This window comes from Anaeroglomus insulsum, from assembly GCF_050689095.1.
Lineage (GTDB): Bacteria > Planctomycetota > Phycisphaerae > Sedimentisphaerales > Anaerohalosphaeraceae > Anaeroglomus > Anaeroglomus insulsum.
Window position 1 is genome coordinate 13787 of sequence record NZ_JBOGCL010000004.1, and the last position, 17737, is coordinate 31523.

The 17737-nt window shown below is 52.6% G+C and carries 9 protein-coding genes and 1 tRNA gene; 2 read left to right on the top strand and 8 right to left on the bottom strand.

All coding sequences use genetic code 11. From position 1 onward, the window contains the following. Positions 1-65 precede the first annotated feature (65 nt). From ACQ9LF_RS04915 to ACQ9LF_RS04940, 6 genes are all read right to left on the bottom strand, one after another. Positions 66-1499: a Do family serine endopeptidase gene (locus tag ACQ9LF_RS04915; protein WP_462488262.1), complete on the bottom strand. Its 1434-nt coding sequence runs from the start codon at positions 1497-1499 to the stop codon at positions 66-68. Between the two features lie 355 nt (positions 1500-1854). Next, positions 1855-3825 carry an ATP-dependent zinc metalloprotease FtsH gene (ftsH, locus tag ACQ9LF_RS04920; RefSeq protein WP_462488263.1) on the bottom strand — a complete coding sequence of 657 codons (1971 nt, stop codon included), beginning with the start codon at positions 3823-3825 and terminating at the stop codon, positions 1855-1857. A 104-nt stretch (positions 3826-3929) separates the two neighbouring features. After that, on the bottom strand, positions 3930-4430 hold the full coding sequence (lptE, locus tag ACQ9LF_RS04925; RefSeq protein WP_462488264.1) for an LPS assembly lipoprotein LptE: 501 nt from the start codon (positions 4428-4430) through the stop codon (positions 3930-3932). A gap of 17 nt (positions 4431-4447) precedes the next feature. After that, positions 4448-5482, bottom strand: coding sequence for a tetratricopeptide repeat protein (locus ACQ9LF_RS04930; RefSeq protein WP_462488265.1), 1035 nt, complete (start codon positions 5480-5482; stop codon positions 4448-4450). 261 nt (positions 5483-5743) lie between these two features. Next, the gene (locus ACQ9LF_RS04935; RefSeq protein ID WP_462488266.1) at positions 5744-7102 is read right to left on the bottom strand and encodes a PQQ-binding-like beta-propeller repeat protein; all 1359 of its coding nucleotides are present in this window, start codon (positions 7100-7102) and stop codon (positions 5744-5746) included. A gap of 390 nt (positions 7103-7492) precedes the next feature. After that, entirely contained in the window at positions 7493-10747 is a 3255-nt protein-coding gene (locus ACQ9LF_RS04940; RefSeq protein WP_462488267.1) for a choice-of-anchor U domain-containing protein, read from the bottom strand. A 447-nt stretch (positions 10748-11194) separates the two neighbouring features. Here ACQ9LF_RS04940 and ACQ9LF_RS04945 point away from each other — a divergent pair, with 447 nt between their 5' ends. Further along, positions 11195-13294: a beta-L-arabinofuranosidase domain-containing protein gene (locus ACQ9LF_RS04945; RefSeq protein WP_462488268.1), complete on the top strand. Its 2100-nt coding sequence runs from the start codon at positions 11195-11197 to the stop codon at positions 13292-13294. A gap of 101 nt (positions 13295-13395) precedes the next feature. Here the strand turns inward: ACQ9LF_RS04945 and ACQ9LF_RS04950 are convergent. Together ACQ9LF_RS04950 and tsaB are read right to left on the bottom strand one after the other, a co-directional pair. After that, positions 13396-13468, bottom strand: a tRNA-Lys gene (locus ACQ9LF_RS04950). Between the two features lie 133 nt (positions 13469-13601). Beyond that, positions 13602-14381 carry a tRNA (adenosine(37)-N6)-threonylcarbamoyltransferase complex dimerization subunit type 1 TsaB gene (tsaB, locus tag ACQ9LF_RS04955; RefSeq protein WP_462488269.1) on the bottom strand — a complete coding sequence of 260 codons (780 nt, stop codon included), beginning with the start codon at positions 14379-14381 and terminating at the stop codon, positions 13602-13604. Between the two features lie 236 nt (positions 14382-14617). On the opposite strand from tsaB, the gene ACQ9LF_RS04960 reads away from it, so the two are divergent. Next, a complete protein-coding gene (locus ACQ9LF_RS04960) occupies positions 14618-17659 on the top strand; it encodes a hypothetical protein (protein ID WP_462488270.1) in 3042 nt (1013 codons plus the stop codon). Positions 17660-17737 lie beyond the last annotated feature (78 nt).

Below are 17737 nucleotides of genomic sequence, written 5' to 3' on the forward strand. Positions count from 1 at the left end.
ACTCCATAAAAAAAGCCCCGCCATTTCTGGCGGGGCTTTTTATCGACAATCAGAATCAGAGCGGTTTATTTGTCGTCCAGTTTCAAAAGAACATACTGAGCCATTCGGCCCGTCTTGATCAGAAGACGAGCTGTGCGGGTTTGCTCGGTTTCCTTGAGGGCCTCATTGAACTCACCCACGGAATTGATATACACCCGGTTGACGCTGAGAATAATCATTCCGGGACGAATGCCGGCCCTTTGAGCGGGGCTTCGCGGTGTTACCTCTGCCACGACCACGCCCTGATCGCCTTTGGCACCCAATTGACGGGCAGCATCGGAATCCACCGGGACCACCGATAAGCCTAATTTCTTGCCGATTTCAGAGGTTTTGGTGGACATTTTACTTTCTGACAGAGAAGCCACCTCGACAGTGATATTTTTCTCTTTGCCGTCACGGAAAACCGTCAGCTTGATTTTGGTTCCGGGAGCCATCAGCGAGACGGTATTGCGGAAGGAATCGTTGCCGGAGACGGGCTTGCCATTAAGCTGAGTAATAATGTCGCCCTGCTTGAGACCGGCTTTGGCTGCCGGAGAATCTTCCATCACTTCAGTAACCAGGACACCGCCTTCGCCTTTATAGCCGAACGATTCGGCCAGTTCGGGAGTCAGGCCCTCGGGATTCATGGTAATCCCCACATAGCCGCGAACGACTTTGCCGCCGGAAATAAGCTGTTCTTTGACGGCGTTGGCCATATTGATGGGGATGGCCAGACCAATCCCCATATAGCCGCCGGATTGACTGATGATTGCGGAATTGATACCCACGGCCTTGCCATCGAGATTCAGCAGGGGACCGCCGGAGTTGCCGGGATTGATGGCGGCATCCGTCTGGATAAAGTCTTCATAGCCGCCTTCGGTGATGCCGACCTGGCGTCCCTTGGCGCTGACCACACCGACGGTTACAGTTTCTGCAAGACCAAACGGGTTGCCCACGGCGATGACCCATTCACCGATTTCAAGACTGTCGGAATCCCCCAGCTCAATAATGGGAAAATTATCGCCTTCGACTTTGATGACTGCGACGTCGGAATCCGGATCCGTGCCGATGACTTTGGCATCGAGTTTGCGGCCATCTTTGAGAACAACCGTAATTTTATCGGCACTGTCCACAACATGATTGTTGGTCAGGATGTAGCCGTCGGGGGAAATGATAAAGCCGGAGCCTTGTCCTCTGCGAATGCGAGGTTCGGAATTGCGAGGGGAAAAGCGGGGACCAAAAAACCGGCGGAAAAATTCATCATCAAAGGGCGAGTTCTCAAAGATATCCATTTCGGATTTGACTTCTTGTTCGACCTGCACAGCAACGACAGCCGGTACGGCTTTTTTGGCGACTTCGGTAAACGCCTGGGATGTTTTACGCAGCGTTTCGATGCCGTTGTCTTCAGCAGCCGATACCATCGAGCTTAATACTGCAACGATCAATACCAGTCCCAAACATCGCTTCAATAATGTGTTCATTATTTGTCCTTTCCATTTTCCTTCGGTACGGCTCCTCACCATGAGCAGAGCCTTTCGTTTTGTTTTCAAGAACTTGATTTCACGTTGGATACCCGCGATAGACGCAGCGTGTGAGTGTTGCATTTCTGCGTATCGACTTGATCGCTATGGACTCCAAATTGTCAGCTCCAAACAATTGTTTTACGTCGTTATTTGGGCCTTGTTCAGCCTGACAGGGAGATTACAAATTATGTGCCAGCTTGCCAAAAAACATCTATCACATTGAAAAATAAGGACTTGCGATTTTCTTCGCAAGTCCTTACAAATGCGATACTCTGCCAATTTTTGGGTTTGCCATTCAAAAATGGCAGGCGAATCAATAGTCTTTTCGATACTCTTCAGGGGCCGGAGTCTCATGGGGGGCCTTGTTCTGTTCCTTGGCTAAAAGGTCATTGAGAGTCGGCTTTTCCAGAGACCCGCCGGACAGAATCAATTTGACGTCGTCGGCATCCAGAGTCTCATATTTGAGCAAGGCCTTGGCTAATGCATCCACCTTGTCGCGATTGGTTTCTAATAAATCAGAGGCTTCCGTATAGGCCGTGTCGATAATCTTCCGCACTTCCGCGTCAATCATCTCTGCGGTCTTCTGAGAGAACTCCGGGCCGAACTGCATCATATAGGCCTCAGAGGCCGGGTCGGAGGAATAATTGACCGGCCCAAGCTGTTCGCCCATACCCCATTCCATGACCATCGCCCGGGCCAGCAGAGTAGCTTGTTTGATGTCAGCCTGGGCACCGCTGGTAATGTCATCGCAGAACATTTCTTCGGCGATGCGCCCGCCAAAGCAAATCTGAATCTGTGCCCGGCAGTATTTCCGCGAATAGAACATGCGGTCTTTTTCAGGCAGAGCAAAGGTGGCTCCGCCCATCTGACCACGCGGGATAATACTGACTTTGTGCAGGGGGTCAGCGTCTTTAAGCAGCGATTGAACCAGGGCATGACCCGCCTCGTGGTAAGCGGCCAGACGCTTATCCTGTTCATCGACGACACGGCTGCGTTTGGCACGGCCCCAGCGCACCTTGTCGCGAGCTTCTTCAAGATCAGCCATTTCGACGTAATCTTTATTCTGCATGCTGGCCCCAATGGCAGCTTCGTTAATCAGCGCCTCCAGTTCGGCACCGCTGAACATCGGCGTTCCGCGAGCCATTTTTTCCCAATCGACGTCAGGACCGCATTTGACTTTCTGAGCATGGATTCGGAGAATGCTCATACGGCCTTTGAGATCCGGCAGCGGGACCACCACTTGGCGGTCAAACCGCCCGGGGCGGGTCAGGGCGCTGTCGAGAATATCGGCGCGATTGGTGGCGGCAATGACAATGACCTGGTCGTCAGTTTCAAAACCGTCCATTTCAACGAGGATGGCATTGAGCGTCTGCTCACGTTCATCGTGGCCGCCGCTGACAAAACCAGGGCCCCGTTTTTTACCAATGGCATCGATTTCATCGAGGAAGATGATGCACGGCGAATTTTCCTTGGCCTGACGGAACAGGTCTCGGACGCGGCTGGCACCGACGCCGACAAACATCTCGACAAAATCACTGCCGGAGATGCTGAAAAACGGCACATCGGATTCGCCGGCAATCGCCTTGGCCAGCAGGGTTTTGCCGCAGCCGGGAGGGCCGACCAGCAGCACACCGCGGGGAATGCGTCCGCCGATTTTCTTGAATTTTTTGGGGTTTTTCAGAAACTCGATCACTTCGGCCACTTCTTCTTTGGCCTCATCGATGCCTGCCACGTCGGCAAAGGTAATCTTGGTGTCTTTGCCGGCACGGACGCGGTGTTTACTTCGCCCAAAGCTCAGTGCTGTGCCCAGTCCGCCCCCGCTTCGCATGCCTCGCAGGAAGAAGAAATAAATCATCGCCGCCAGCAGCGCAAACGGCAGCAGATTCCACAGCAGCGGCATCCACATATCGGGCTTTCCACCCTTGACGATGACGTTATGCTTTTGCAGGAGAGGCTGCAGGTCTTTGTCCCACATCGGCTGGATGTAGACCACTTCAAAGCTGGTGGGATCCGTGGGTTTGCGGGATTTCTGGCCAGCTTCGCTAAAGACACCGACAATGCGTTCATGTTCAATTCTGACGCTTTCGACATAGCCCTGTCGAATGAGATTGAGAAAATCAGGGCTATAATTGATCTGCTCGACGCGCTGCCACTTGTTTAGTGTCATCAGCAGTGTGGTTGCGATCAACGCGATCAGCAGCCAGCTAAACGGGCTGCGATTATACTTGCCCACCCCTGCAGGCGGCTGCCCCGGAGTCTGCTTGTTTTTTTGTTGTTCTGCCATAGATTCCTGTTTTTTTGTGCTATATGGTTAAAAAATTACAGTTGACAGCGCACGGCAGAAACGTCGCAGGCCGTCAACTATAAAGACTTACTGGGTTTCGTGTTTTACCAGGGTTTTTCCATCAATTCTACGACTTTTTGGGCCGCATTGTTCACCGCCAGCCCGATGGAGTAGTCAAAGCTCTGTCCCAGCTGCGAGGAGTAGGAAGCGGAGCCGAACACCACTTCGCGGTCGATAAGAAGCTGACCGGTCTTCAGGTTTTTCCAGGTGACCGTGACTGCCACGGACGTTTCGTATTCCAGCGGTCGGCCTTCCCAGCGTTCTGTCGTCAGTATGCCGGTTCCAATAGTCATGCTGCCGCTGAGAATGGTGTCGGCTACCTCGCGATCGGACACGATTTTATACGGCGTTTGCGCCTCGATCCGTTTGCAGATGGCATCGGTCAGGGCGAACTCATGACCGCGCCGAAAGCTGCTGGTTTCCATCATTTCCACATACACCGTACTGACGTCATCCCGATGCAGCCACGAATTGCTGTATCCCTGGCAGCCGCACAGCGAAACGGCGGCTGCAATCCAACCTGCTATAAGTGCTATTGCTCTCATGTGTTATCCAATTCAAGTTATTCCTGGGACGTCTTGCCGAACAGAAGGCCGATGCCAAACCAGCTATCCAAAAATCGACACCCCACATCAAAGGTCCTGCGGCAAAGCGTTTTTGGATAGTGATAGCCCTGCTGCTGCGACTGGACCGCCATATAGCCGGCTTCGGATTCCGGCCAGGTATCAATGACATACTGATAATACAGATTCGCGGCCAGCGGATGATCGGTACGGTCGTAATACTGGGCAATCCAGTAGTTCTTGTACGCCTGCTGCTGAACAATCATGGCAATTGTATCTGAAGTCTTGATCTGGGCGGCCTGCTGGGGATACCGCTTGAGATAATCCTCATAATAGGCTTTGGCGCTGACCAGCCAGGTGGGGTCATATCGCGGCCCCTTATAGGCGGCATGAAGACACTGTGCCATCCGCAGCAGGGCCTGCTGACCGACATCACCGGTGGGCCACTTGTCGGCCACTTCCGACCAGACTTCATACGCCTCGGCGTACATCTTGCGTTTTTCGTATGCCTCGGCCAGCGTTACCAGCGCCCGCAGCCCCATCGGACCGGTTCCCATGCGGTCAGCAATGTCTCGCATGATTTCCACGCCATTGTCAAACGCTGACAGCCATAAAATGCCCAGTACCTGGCGTTTCTGCCCATTCAGGAACGCCGTGCCGATGGAATACAGCCGCTCATTGGCAATATCAAAAAACGGGCTTTCGGGCCAGTCTTTCACGAATTTTTGAAATTGTTTGGTGGCCTTGGACCAGTTCTGCTTGGCGTACAGGGTTTCCGCCTCAATATAGGCATTCAGGTCGTCTCCGGCATACTCGGCGTAGTCGGTTTTAAACTTTTCAAGAGCCTCGAGGGCATCGTTTTTATCCCCGGCCAGAATCTTCTGCTTAAGCTCCGCAAGCGCAAGGACATGCTGACCCTGCGGGTCGGCGGCCAGATTCTGCCATTGCCCCTGCGGAGTCAATCGTAATGTCTCCGCCCGGCCAGTACACACCGTGCATAGTATTAAAAGTAAACCAATCCCTGCTTTTCGCATATCCGTTCCCTTTTACGGCTGATTTTTAAGGATGCCAGAAACAGAGGAATTATAACAGCTTAAGCGATGAATGCAAACCTGTTTGGCAGGTTTTTGGATAGTACCCATATAAAGATTGCCGGCATCGGATATAAAAATAGATAAAAAAGCCCACACCATATGGCGTGGGCTTAGATTAATACATCTATAAAAACACCTTAGAATATCTCAAAACACTGGGGCGTTACTGCCGCTTTTAAGAGACTATCTGGCTTTTTTTATCTATTTGGTTTCTGCTTTCGACTCAGCAATACAATACAGATTCTGCTTGCCGCGCAAATAAATGCGGTCACCGACAATGGCGGGGGAGGCGTCGAAGCCATCATCCAGCTTATTAACGGAAAGCAGTTTATATTCATCCGAATTGCTCAGTACATACGTTACGCCATTACGTCCGACGAAATAGACCCGGCCTGCCGCTCCGACGGGTGATGCATACATTCCCTTCATTTCATCGAGGTTTTGCTTGACGTAATAGGGCTTGCCGGTCTTGGCATTATAGCAATAAATCACAGGATTATTAACCGCATTGACATAGACCTTGTCCTCATACAGCAGCGGTGAGGGCACATAGGGAGTGCCTTCGTTGACTTCCCAGGCAATGGCATCGGTCCCGGTCAGGTCGCCGGTTTTGCCGAGTTTAATAGCCTGCAGTTTGCTGCCGCGGTAGCCGCTGGTACAGAAGACCATATCAAAGCCTGCGACCGGCGTCGGGATTACATTTTCGGTCTGGCCGCCGCATTCCCAGATGACCTTGCCGTCTTTAGGGTCATAAGCGCGCGTCCGGTTTCGCCCGACGACGACAATCTGTGTCTGCCCGTCATACTGTACGATCAGAGGGCTTGTCCAGGAGGTCGGTTCGTCGCGATCCTGCTTCCAGACGGTCTTGCCGGTGTCTTTATTGAGGGCGGCAATAAAGGACTGGCCTTCGTGATCGACAACTACAATCAGCAGGTCGCCAACCAGGGCAGGGGAGTTGCCTTCGCCAAAACCGGCCCGTATAGTCTTTTGGGCTAAGTCCTGCTGCCAGAGCACCTTGCCGTCCATATCGAGGCAATATACCCCGCGCGAGCCGAAATCTGCCCAAATCCGTTTGCCATCGGTAACCGGCGAATACGATGCGAATCCGTGGTCGCCGTGATGACCTTCATGCGGAACGACTTCCCGGACGGTGGTTTTCCAGATTTCTTTGCCCGTATTGCGATCCAGGCAGACGACATTGAATTGGTAAATGGATGCAGGGCCTCTGCCCGAGCCTCTGCCGGGACGACCGCCGGGAGCCGACTGGGGAGCCGGTTCAGCAGCTGTGTTGGGCTTTTTGCCGGTATCAACTGCGGATTGGAAGATAATCTTGTCGCCCGTGATAATCGGACTGCCATCGGACGGATCGCCTTCGAGCTTGACCTTCCACAGAATATTCTCGGTTTCACTCCATTTAATCGGAGGGTTGCCGTCCGGACTGATGCCGCTCATACCGGGGCCACGCCAGGTCGGCCAGACCGGATCGCCAGCATAGCACAAAGACCCAATTAAAGAGAAGATACATCCTGCCACGAGTTTTCTTGTCAGCCTGTCCTGCATACAATTCTCCTGTTACAATGCTAATAGATACAATTTGGCCCGGCCGTAGCCCAGACTACGGTAGCGACTCAGTATGTTGCCGACTCTAAAGACGAAAAGCAATTGATGAATGTTGCACTTTTTTAGGGTAATAACGGTGAATTTGTTCGAAAAAAAACAGCGGATTGTATGTTTTATTCAGGGGGAAGAAACAAAATGGAACTCATAGCGGGACAGGGATTCAAATCTCCCGGATAAGACCCCTGCCGAACGGGGGATAATATGCTTTGGAGATGAACAAAGCATTATCGATCCTGACCTCCTAAGATTGATTAAACGGCAGGATAAGTCGACAAAAGGGGTGTCACTATAACATTTTCTGATCGAGCCGGACCTTCCAGGCAGGATCAGTTAAAATGGCCACGCAGGCGGGCAAGGCTGCAGCCAGTATCGGCTGAATTCGATGAAGTCTGACAAGCCAACCGAGCCATCTGCGTCAAAATCGCATCTAAGTTCGGGGGTTGGCGGCTGCATCATCCATTCATCCAAAAATGCAACCAAATCCTCCAGGTCCACGATGCAGGGCTGATACAAAGCCGGTGCTCCGGGATCCATGATTACGCCGTTGCACAGAAGGTCGTTATCACCCCGCTGGCCATCCACCAAGTGCAGTGTGATTCGGTTGCCCTCAATGACCGCGCCGGTACCGTCATTGTCATCGTACATAAAGGAATACCAATGAGGTGTCGGCATTGCCGGCGTTGGTCCGTATTTATAATACGCCTGAGGTTCGGTGCCTTCCGGCAGCCATAAAGTCAAGGTTGTCGAGCCGCCGATCGGCAGGTTGACCACCATCAACCGAATAAAATCAAACACAAAATTCCAGTCGGCGGGGACGTCCGGCGGGGACGGATTTTCCTGATATCCGACGTTGAACAGCACATATTCTTCGGGACACGCCACGGTGATATAGGCATAATCATTGTGCGTCGGGAATGAGGCTACGGAATCCTGTTGTGTGTCCGGAATGCCGTCATGGTTGCCATCATAGAGCGGGTCATTCCCGTTGGGCCCGGCTTCAAAGCCGTCGGCGATACCGTCGTGATCGCTGTCAGTGCCGCGCTGGGAATAATAATAGACTCGGGCAGATGCTCCGTCATAGGCTGTGGAATAGACCATGTGGACGCCGCCGGCAGAATCGATGGCAATATCTTGGACTTGATTGCCGACCTCCTCAGCCTGCCAGCCGGACGGCTGCTGTCGGACATAGACCGAATCAAAACAGACAGCGGGAATATCTTGCGGTCCTATTGCCAGCATCGCCCCCTCCGTGGCAAACTCACCGTATTGGATCAGACTGTGCTGCCAGCCCTGTTCGGTGCGGACGGCGTGTCGATAATCCTGACGGGACTGGCCCTGACCGCTGACATAGCTGATGTGCGGGCGATTCTGGGAATCAACCTCGATATCGCACCGCATGCCTTCCATCTGTCCGCCGGACCAGAGGGATTCGACGGCCTCAGGGGTTTTCCAGATGCCGCCCGGGCTATTGGTGAGATAAGCAATCCCCTGGTAATCAACGGGTCGTCCCTCAATTAAATCCCAGGTGTAATAGGCGACATGGGCCCAACCGTCGGCATCCAGTGCCATGGCTACGCAATCATATCCTTTGGCTGGAAGAACGTGCTGCTGCCAGGAACCGAAACGGTTGGTGCAATAGACCAGGTATCCCTGCGAAGCCGGTCCGTCGCACTGCATATAGATCATGTGTGCCTTGCCGCTGGCATCGACTTCAATATCATGCGACCACAGACCGCTGCCGACATTGACAGGTTCCCCGTTGTTGACAATCTGCACCTGAGCGACTTCCTGGGGTGATGACCAGGCTCCGGATTGGTTGCTGCGATATTCGAGACGAAGTGAATTATTGTAAGGTTGCCCCAGGATATTCAATTCCACATCATCCACGATATAAGCCAAATGGACATGGCCGTCTCGGTCCATCGCTAAATCCGCTCGCAGCGGCTGTTCGTAATGGTAATAGGGGTTTACCACCCCAGGCGGATTCGGATGTCCAATACCGTCGAATGCAATCTCCTGCCGCCACTGCCCGCTTTGGTTGGTTGCATAGATGACATCATCCCAGCAATGAACGATGGGCGCTGCATACGGCCAATCATTATATTCAATCCCCGGCAGACCATCCCGGATAAAGCACAGATGCGCCGCCCCGAAAGAGTCGGTCTTGACCCGTGGAAGCCAGCCGGTCCCGAGTCCCTTTTTAAGAAACGCGACCGATGTGGTGTGAATCTCGGCGGTGTTGTTGGCGGGAAAATAATCCTCTGAGGCGATGTCAGCTTCGGCTCGATTTGGAAATTTGCCTGTCCGAGTCGCGCGGGCCAGAACGGTGACATCCCCATACCAGCCTTCTTTCAAATCGCCCATCGGACAAATCACGACGGGCCGTTCATCGAGCAGGGTATAGTGACATAGTCCGCGTGAGCTGTAGGCCGAGATATACTCCAGGTTCTCATCCAGCCAATCCACCAGTACAATACCGTTTGCATCCTCCGGGCCGTTGTTCCGGACCCGGATATGATAGACAATGACATCGCCTTGCAGCACAGGGTCCTGCATGTCGGTCACTGTGACCTCGACATCCGACCCGGTCGGAGGGGTGTAGTCCAGATAGAATATGTCCATGTTACCGTGCCGATCATCTGTCCAGACCACCCGGTGGCCGTCGATATCCGGCTGGAATTGCCGGGATGCTCCCGTGACCAGCGGTACTGTCCTTCCGGAGGCCAGATCATATAGATAGATGTCGCCCTGTGCATCGTTGCGATAGTCTTCCCAAACAATCGCCTCCGATGAAACCCGAGGGGCTTTCTGATCGCCCGGGTCGGAGGTGATGCGGATTTCCTGGGCTGTGGCAATATTATAAAGGTAAATGTCCCACTGCCCGTTGCGCATATCATCCCAGACAATCAGATCACCGCAGATGGCGACATGTTCCTTGGCGGATGCGACATCCGTGATCGCGGTTTCAGTTTGTGTGGACAGATCAAAAAGACGGACGTTGCGATAACCCGTCCGGTCGTCCAGACAGACAACGCGGCTGCCGGAGATATCGGGACTGTATTGACTGCCGGGATCACCCCATAGGCAGGTCTCAATGCCGGTGGCCAGGTCGTACAGATAAATGTTGGGGGGTGTTGTTCCTCGTGTATCGTGCCAGACGATTCGGCTGCCGGAGATCGCCGGATACATCTGAAATCCCGTAGCGGTGGTTACAGGACTCTCCACCGAGGTTAACATATCATACATATAAATATCGTGTCGGTACAAAAAGCCGCTGCCCCAGCGGTCATCCTGCCAGACGATCCGTGGCCCGTCGATGGCCGGATTCATCTGCACGCGAACGGCCGTGCAGAGGGCTCGTTCGGTCATGGTGCCGATATCATAGAGGTAAATATCGCCTAAAGTGGGGACATTGCGTGTATCCTGCCAGACAATGCGGTCACCGGAGACCGCGGGCATCCATTGATCGGCAGCATGAGTGGTAATCCGAATTCCCTCAAACTCGGCATAAACGGTGTTGGACAGCATCAGGGTCAGCAATAAAGCAGGGACAGTACAGCACGCATAGAAACATCGTCTGTTCATAAAACACCTCCTAACGACTACAACCCGGAGATGAACATTAAAGCCAGCTTTCTGACTGAGCTTTCAAGCCACATCCCTGGACTCTTTACGCGGACCAGAATGATACTTTTTATCTCCGGATTCCTGACTTGACATCTCTTTATTCTAATTATTTGATCTTCTCAAATCAACAAAAAAGCTTGTCTTGAGCGGTGGGCTGACGTTCTGCTAAACGATTAAGTCTCTTGAATACAATAGGTTAAGAATTGAGCAAGGCACAAAAGAATGCCTTGCAGGACGGGACTGTGAAAACTGTCCGGCTCATATGATATCTCAGGCCAGCGGGAAATTTGCTCCTGCTGTACTCTCTAAATCCCTATTCATTTCAAAAAAAAAGATAAAATTATTTATGGATGGTGTAAATAACAATGGTACGTTCTCACAACCAATTCTTTAGAAAGTGGACAGATGAAACGCAAAAGAATGGAATGGATCGTTGTTGGGGTAATGGGGCTGTGCACGGCTGCTGGAGTTGCTAAGGCGGCCAATGATATGAATAACCGACCGCCTTTGAAGGCCAATCCGTATGTGTTGCTGCCGGTGGGGGCGATCCGGCCGGAAGGGTGGCTCCGCGAGCAGTTGGGCCGGATGCAAACGGGGCTAACGGGAAATCTCGATGTCTGGTATAGTCAGGTGGTCGGACCGAGAAACGGCTGGCTGGGCGGAGATGGCGACAGTTGGGAACGGGGGCTTTATTGGATCGATGGCCTCTTGCCGCTGGCGTATATCCTGAACGACCCGGCCCTGATTGAAAAAGTCAGGCCCTGGGTGGAGTGGACGCTGACCCATCAGCGGGACGATGGGTATCTTGGCCCCGAGCGGTTCAAGGAACGGCCCAAAGATGAGCCGGGCATCCAGAAGGAACCGCGTGAGGACTGGTGGCCGCGGATGGTAATGCTCAAAATCCTGCAACAGTATTACGAGGCGACCCGGGATGAGCGGGTGATTGCGGTCCTGACGAAGTATTTTCAATATCAGCTAAAACAGTTGCCGGAGTATCATTTGGACCACTGGTCATTCTGGGCCAATCGGCGCGGGGCGGATAATCTGATGGTCGTCTATTGGCTGTACAACAAGACCGGCGATGCGTTTCTGCTGGAATTGGCGGAGCTGATTTATCAGCAGACCTTCCCCTATACCGAGATTTTCCTGAATCCCTACAACAATCCGCAGGATAACCTGGCGCATCTCTATCCCAATACCATCGGCAACCGCTATCCGTTCAACCAGGAGCTGATTGCCCGGATGCACGTGGGGCAGTTGCAGAGTTTTCATTGCGTGAATCTGGCGCAGGGACTCAAGACGCCGGTGATTTATTATCAGCAGCATCCGGAGGAGAAATATCTGATTGCGGCCCAAAATGCCTTGCGGGATATCCGCCTGTTTCACGGCCAGCCGCAGGGGATGTATGGCGGCGATGAACCGATGCACGGCAATAACCCGACGCAGGGCATTGAGTTCTGTTCGGTTGTGGAGATGATGTTTTCGCTGGAAAGCATGCTGACGATTACCGGGGATACGCAACTGGCCGACCATCTGGAAAAGATTGCCTTTAATGCGCTGCCGACACAGGCCACGGATGATTTTAAATATCGCCAGTATTTTCAAACTGCCAATCAGGTCAAGGTGTCCCGACACAAGCGGAATTTTTATGAGGATGAAAGTCACGGCGGGACGGATTCATGTTTCGGTCTGCTGACGGGGTATCCATGCTGCACGTGCAATATGCATCAGGGCTGGCCGAAGCTGGTGCAGAATCTGTGGTACGCCACGGCCGATGGGGGGTTGGCGGCGCTGGTCTATGGGGCTTGCCAGGTGAACGCAAAAGTTGCCAATGGCGTCCCGGTTCGGATTGTCGAACAAACGGATTATCCGTTTGATGAACATATCCGGTTTACGGTATACACGAAAGACCATACGGCGTTTCCGCTGCATCTGCGAGTGCCCGCCTGGTGCAGGGAGGCGAAGATTCTGATGAATAAGGAGGTCTGGGGGACGGCGGCCGCCGGACAGATTGCCAAGATCAGCCGGGTATGGAAGAATGAAGATACTGTCGAGCTGGAATTGCCGATGGAGGTGAGAACCAGCCGATGGGTGGAAAACTCCGTCGCCGTAGAGCGGGGGCCACTGGTGTATGTGCTGAAAATCGAAGAAGACTGGAAATTCGTCGAGGGGCGGGATCATTTCGGGGAATACTATGAAGTCTATCCGAAAAGTCCATGGAATTACGGCCTGCTGGATGGAGCGGTGAATAATCCCGCAAAGGGTTTTGTCGTTCAGAAGAAGGATAACGTCAGTGGATACCCATGGAATCTGGAAAATGCCCCGATTGAACTCAAAACACGGGGCAAGATTGTGCCGGAGTGGCAGTTGTATAATGAGATGGCCGGGCCGCTGCCGCACAGCCTGCCGCAGTCGCATCTGCGGGATAAACCGGACGAGGAAATCACTCTGATTCCCTACGGCTGCTCGACGTTGCGAATTACAGAATTTCCCGTGGTACAATAATGGGCAAATTGATCAGGCATAAGAAAAAAGGAAATGCCAAGAGCACATAAAAACACAAAAAAGGCCTCATAAGTTCATCACTTATAAGGCCTTATCTGAACTGGGTGAGTTGGGATTCGAACCCAAGACCTACGCATTAAAAGTGCGTTGCTCTACCTGCTGAGCTACTCACCCAGGCGTATTCCGCCTGCCTGGCAGTGAAACCCATGCCAGAAAAGACCACAAAACATACCATCCTGGTAGCATTTTATCAACAAAAAAAGCACAAAAAAAGCTTTTTATATGAAATCAGAGGAAGACCTGTTTTTTACCGGGTTTGCGGGATGTGGCGGGCTTTTTCCCAGTTTTCTTCGGCTTCGGGTCTGCGGATATAAAGCGGAACCAGCGTATTCGGGTCGTCAAACTGCCCCTGTTTTGCCCGTGGTCGGGCCACATGCCAGACTGAAACAGCGTTGGCTGGCCAGGAGCATTTGTCCAGAATAACCGTGTTGGGATGCTCGAAGTGCTTGTGATAATACACCAGGCCCTCACCCAGCAGAGCTGTTTTGGATTGGTTTTGGCAATAGTCCGATAAAAAAGCTGCCGGCGTTATCATTAAATCCTCGGTTATCCGATGGAGTCCGTTGCTTGTCTTATTGAAGATGGCGACGTAGAAATACCCCTTTTTTGCATCGAGAATAGGTGCAATCCGCTGGATATCGGAGTTTGTGTTATCCATATAATACAGAGCATTGTGTGCCAGCGCATCGAGTGTATTGACCGCAACGATCTTGGCCCCCATGGCAAAAGCCGCCATCTTGGCGAAGGTGACGGCGATGCGTATGCCGGTAAAACTGCCGGGGCCTTTGGGGAGATAGATATGCTGAATGTCTTTAGTGGACAATCCGTGTCTTGATAAAAGACTTTGAATGGCTGGCAGCAGTTCAGAACTGTGCTTTTGAAAACCTGACAACGTGGTATGGTCCAGGATTGCATCCTCGCAGGCAATCGCCACCGAACCTGTTCTGCCGCTGGTTTCAATTGCAATGCTGATGTTTGGCCGAGTGATATGATCTGGCGAATCAGTATTGATAGCTTGATTTGTCAATGTGTAAGTCCTCTAAGCATCTATGTTACAGCGAGGCGGAATATACAAATGAACCGTATAAAAAACAACTAAATTATCGAGGGTAAACACGAATTTTTTCGCTTGCAATAATCTCATCCAAGGTATACACTTACGAATCGACTGTTATATGGGATATAGTGTCTCCATAATTTCGGTCGGCAGGGTTTGTCAGGAATAATTGAACTAATAATTCAGATTTTCTGGAGGTTTTTCTGGTGAGTACGCAATCATTTATTTGGGTACGTCGAGCCGGTACACTCGCACTTCTGTTTGCCGTATTGGCGTTTGTCTGGACTTCAGGCACCATTCGGGCAGCGGACACCCCGGCCTCAGAGCAGGAAGCCAAGCAGCAAAAGGCCGACAGCTCCCTGAAGGTCGTGGAAGAATGGATTAAGCGGGGGATGTATACCAAGGCTCAGGGGGACCTGGCTGAGCTGGAACAAGCTTATGGCACCTTTTTAACCGATACTCAGAAGCAGAAAGCCAAAGAACTTGCCCAGCAGATTCAGACGGCTTTGGCCGAACGCGAAAAGATTGTGGGGATCAGAAAACAAATTGACCAGTATATTGCTGAAGGGAATTATACCGAGGCCAAGAAGCTTCTGTTGCAGATTCAGGCCAGTCCCTACGTGAATGATGTGGAAAAAAGTATCATTACTGCCGACCTGAACAAGGTCAATGCATCCCTGAGTCAGCAAACTCCCGCGTCCAACTCTGCCCAGCAGCCTGCTGCGGCAGCAGTAGAAGGGGTCGAGGCGGAAGTGAAAGCCGAACAACCCGCCGCTGCGGAAGCGGGGGAGGCTAAGGCTCAGGAGGTGGCTCCGATTCTGGCCGAGGCGGTCGCAACACCGGTGACTGTCGAGGTGGTGGAGACACCCACCCAGCAGCCTGAGGCGGTGCAGAACCAAGCAGCAGCGACGGTCGTGACTGCCCAGACTCCGGCTCAGGCAGTGACTCCCGCCCAGCAGAATTCCTATCTGCAGGAAGTGATTCGCAAACAGGAAGTTCAGCGAAGCTATACGCGGGCTGTGGTGGCCGACGCCCTGAACAAAGCCGATCAGGCCAAAGCCAAACAGGATTTCTCCGCCGCCAGAACCGCGTTGCGAAATGCATTCTCGACACTGGAACACAACCGGCTGCTGCTGGGGGATGAATATGGCGACCTCAAGAAGAAACTGACTGAAAAGGAAGAGGCGGTTGCGGCCGACGAAAAAACCTACAACGAGCAGCAGGCCAAGATCAAACAGGAACAGGCCGACCAGATAACCACAAAAATTCGCCAGGATCTGGATATCCAGCGGGCCAAGGCGGTCCGTGATTATATGGAACGGGCTCTTGCCTTTGAGGCCGAAGAGCGGTATGAAGAAGCCCTGGGTCAGCTTGAGCAGCTGTTGGCTGTTGATCCCCACAATCGGGAAGCCCTGATCAAGAAAAAGACGCTGGAAAATACCATTCGCTGGGTCGAACAGCTCCGCATCAAGCAGGAGGCAGAAAAAGAAGAGATGCAATTGATTCTGGAAACCAGCGGAAAGTCCACCCCGTTCTCCAAGGAAATTAATTACCCTCGCAACTGGAAAGAAATTTCCAAGCGTCGAGAGCAGATGCTTCAGGAACAGATGAGTCCGGCGGATGTAGCGGCGAATAAACTGCTGGATCAGCTGGTGAACCTGTCGGCCCTGACGCCGGAAACTACCTTCGAAGAAGCGATTAATATTCTGCGGGATTCGGTCCAGCCCCAGCTGTCGATTGCCGTGATGTGGAAAGATATCACCGAAAACGCATTCATTGAAAAAACGACCCCCATCACCCTGAGCGGAGAAGGCCTGGTATCGGTTCCTCTGCGGGTTGGGCTGGAGCGTGTTCTTCAGGCAGTCAGTGCCGGCGGGATGGCCGAGCTGGGCTATGTGGTTCAGTATGGTATTGTGACTGTGGCCACGGTGGATTATCTGCCCAAGCCCTTCATCAATGTGGTTTATGATGTCGCCGAATTGCTCAGTCCGCCGGCGGATTATGATGAATATAATGGCGGCATTCAGGGCGTTGGCCAGAGCAATAACGTCATGGGACAAACCCAGGGCAATCAGGGTATGCAGGGCGGCCAGGGCGGTTCCAGCGGCGGACAGAACCGCGGCAACCGTCGCAGCAGTGGCAGCAGCAGTCAGTATCTGGGAAGCTGGCGGTCCCGTGAAATGGGCGACCAGCTGATTGATACCATTCTGCAAACGATCGATCCGGAAAGCTGGTACGACAATGGCGGTGAGGCCCGCATCGAGCAGTTTATGGGAACCAAGCTGATTGTCTGGCAGACGCCGGAAAATCATGAAAAGATTCGCAAATTCCTCGATGAGATGAGAAAACAGCTTGGACAGCAGGTCGCGATTGAAGCGAGGTTCCTGCTGGTGGATGAGCATTTCCTCGAAGATATTGGCCTGGACGTCCAGATCAATCGGTTGAAAGTTGGCGGCAACTGGAGTAGTGATGCCGGCGATGGAGTTCTGAGGTTCAAGCAGAACACCTACACCGCGGCGGCCTCTCAGCCCACGGCGGTGGGCGGGACCCTGGGCGGATCCAGCCCTTCACTGGAATCCGGTTTTGCCTATGTCCTGGATGATTTGCAGGTGGATTTCCTGCTGCGGGCCACGCAGATGCACACTAATTCCCGCCAGTTGACCGCTCCCAAGGCAATGGTGCTCAGCGGCGAATCTGCCACGCTGCAGGTTACCACAGTCCGTCGTCTTCGTACGGATGCAGCTCTGGGAACCGAAACGATTACTCCGGCGGATGGTCAGCCGATTACCAATACGTATATTGAAAACACCTATGAAGACTTTGACTCCGGTGTGCGTTTGTCAATTACTCCGACGATCACATCTGATATGAAGTATGTGATTTTGCGTATTACGACCTTTACGCTGGATTTGACGGATAACAAAATTGAACAGACTCTGGGCTTCAACCCCACCTCCGGTGAGGAAGTCAAAGTGGAAATTTCCTATCCCACAGAACAGGTCTCATCCGTCCAGACCCGCGTTGCGATTCCGGATCGCGGGACAGTCTTTCTGGGAGGTCTGACCTTAACGGCGCAGGTCGAGCGGGAAGCTGGTGTTCCGATTTTAAGTAAAATTCCGATTCTTTCACGCTTCTTCTCCAACCGCAGTGAAGTGCAGGATAAACGCATTCTGCTGATTCTGGTTAAGCCGACCATTGTGCTCAAAGATGAAGCGGAAGAAGATGCTATCGCTGCGATGGGCAGATAACTCAATCCCGTCTATGGACCAAGCAATAAAAAAGGGACGCCGTCAAAAGCGTCCCTTTTTTGTTGATACAGCAGGTTT

Coding starts and splice junctions, on each gene's coding strand:
- ACQ9LF_RS04940 (WP_462488267.1), bottom strand. CDS start 10,747: ATGAACAGACGATGTTTCTATGCGTGCTGTACTGTCCCTGCTTTATTG.
- ACQ9LF_RS04915 (WP_462488262.1), bottom strand. CDS start 1,499: ATGAACACATTATTGAAGCGATGTTTGGGACTGGTATTGATCGTTGCA.
- lptE (WP_462488264.1), bottom strand. CDS start 4,430: ATGAGAGCAATAGCACTTATAGCAGGTTGGATTGCAGCCGCCGTTTCG.
- ftsH (WP_462488263.1), bottom strand. CDS start 3,825: ATGGCAGAACAACAAAAAAACAAGCAGACTCCGGGGCAGCCGCCTGCA.
- ACQ9LF_RS04935 (WP_462488266.1), bottom strand. CDS start 7,102: ATGCAGGACAGGCTGACAAGAAAACTCGTGGCAGGATGTATCTTCTCT.
- ACQ9LF_RS04930 (WP_462488265.1), bottom strand. CDS start 5,482: ATGCGAAAAGCAGGGATTGGTTTACTTTTAATACTATGCACGGTGTGT.
- ACQ9LF_RS04945 (WP_462488268.1), top strand. CDS start 11,195: ATGAAACGCAAAAGAATGGAATGGATCGTTGTTGGGGTAATGGGGCTG.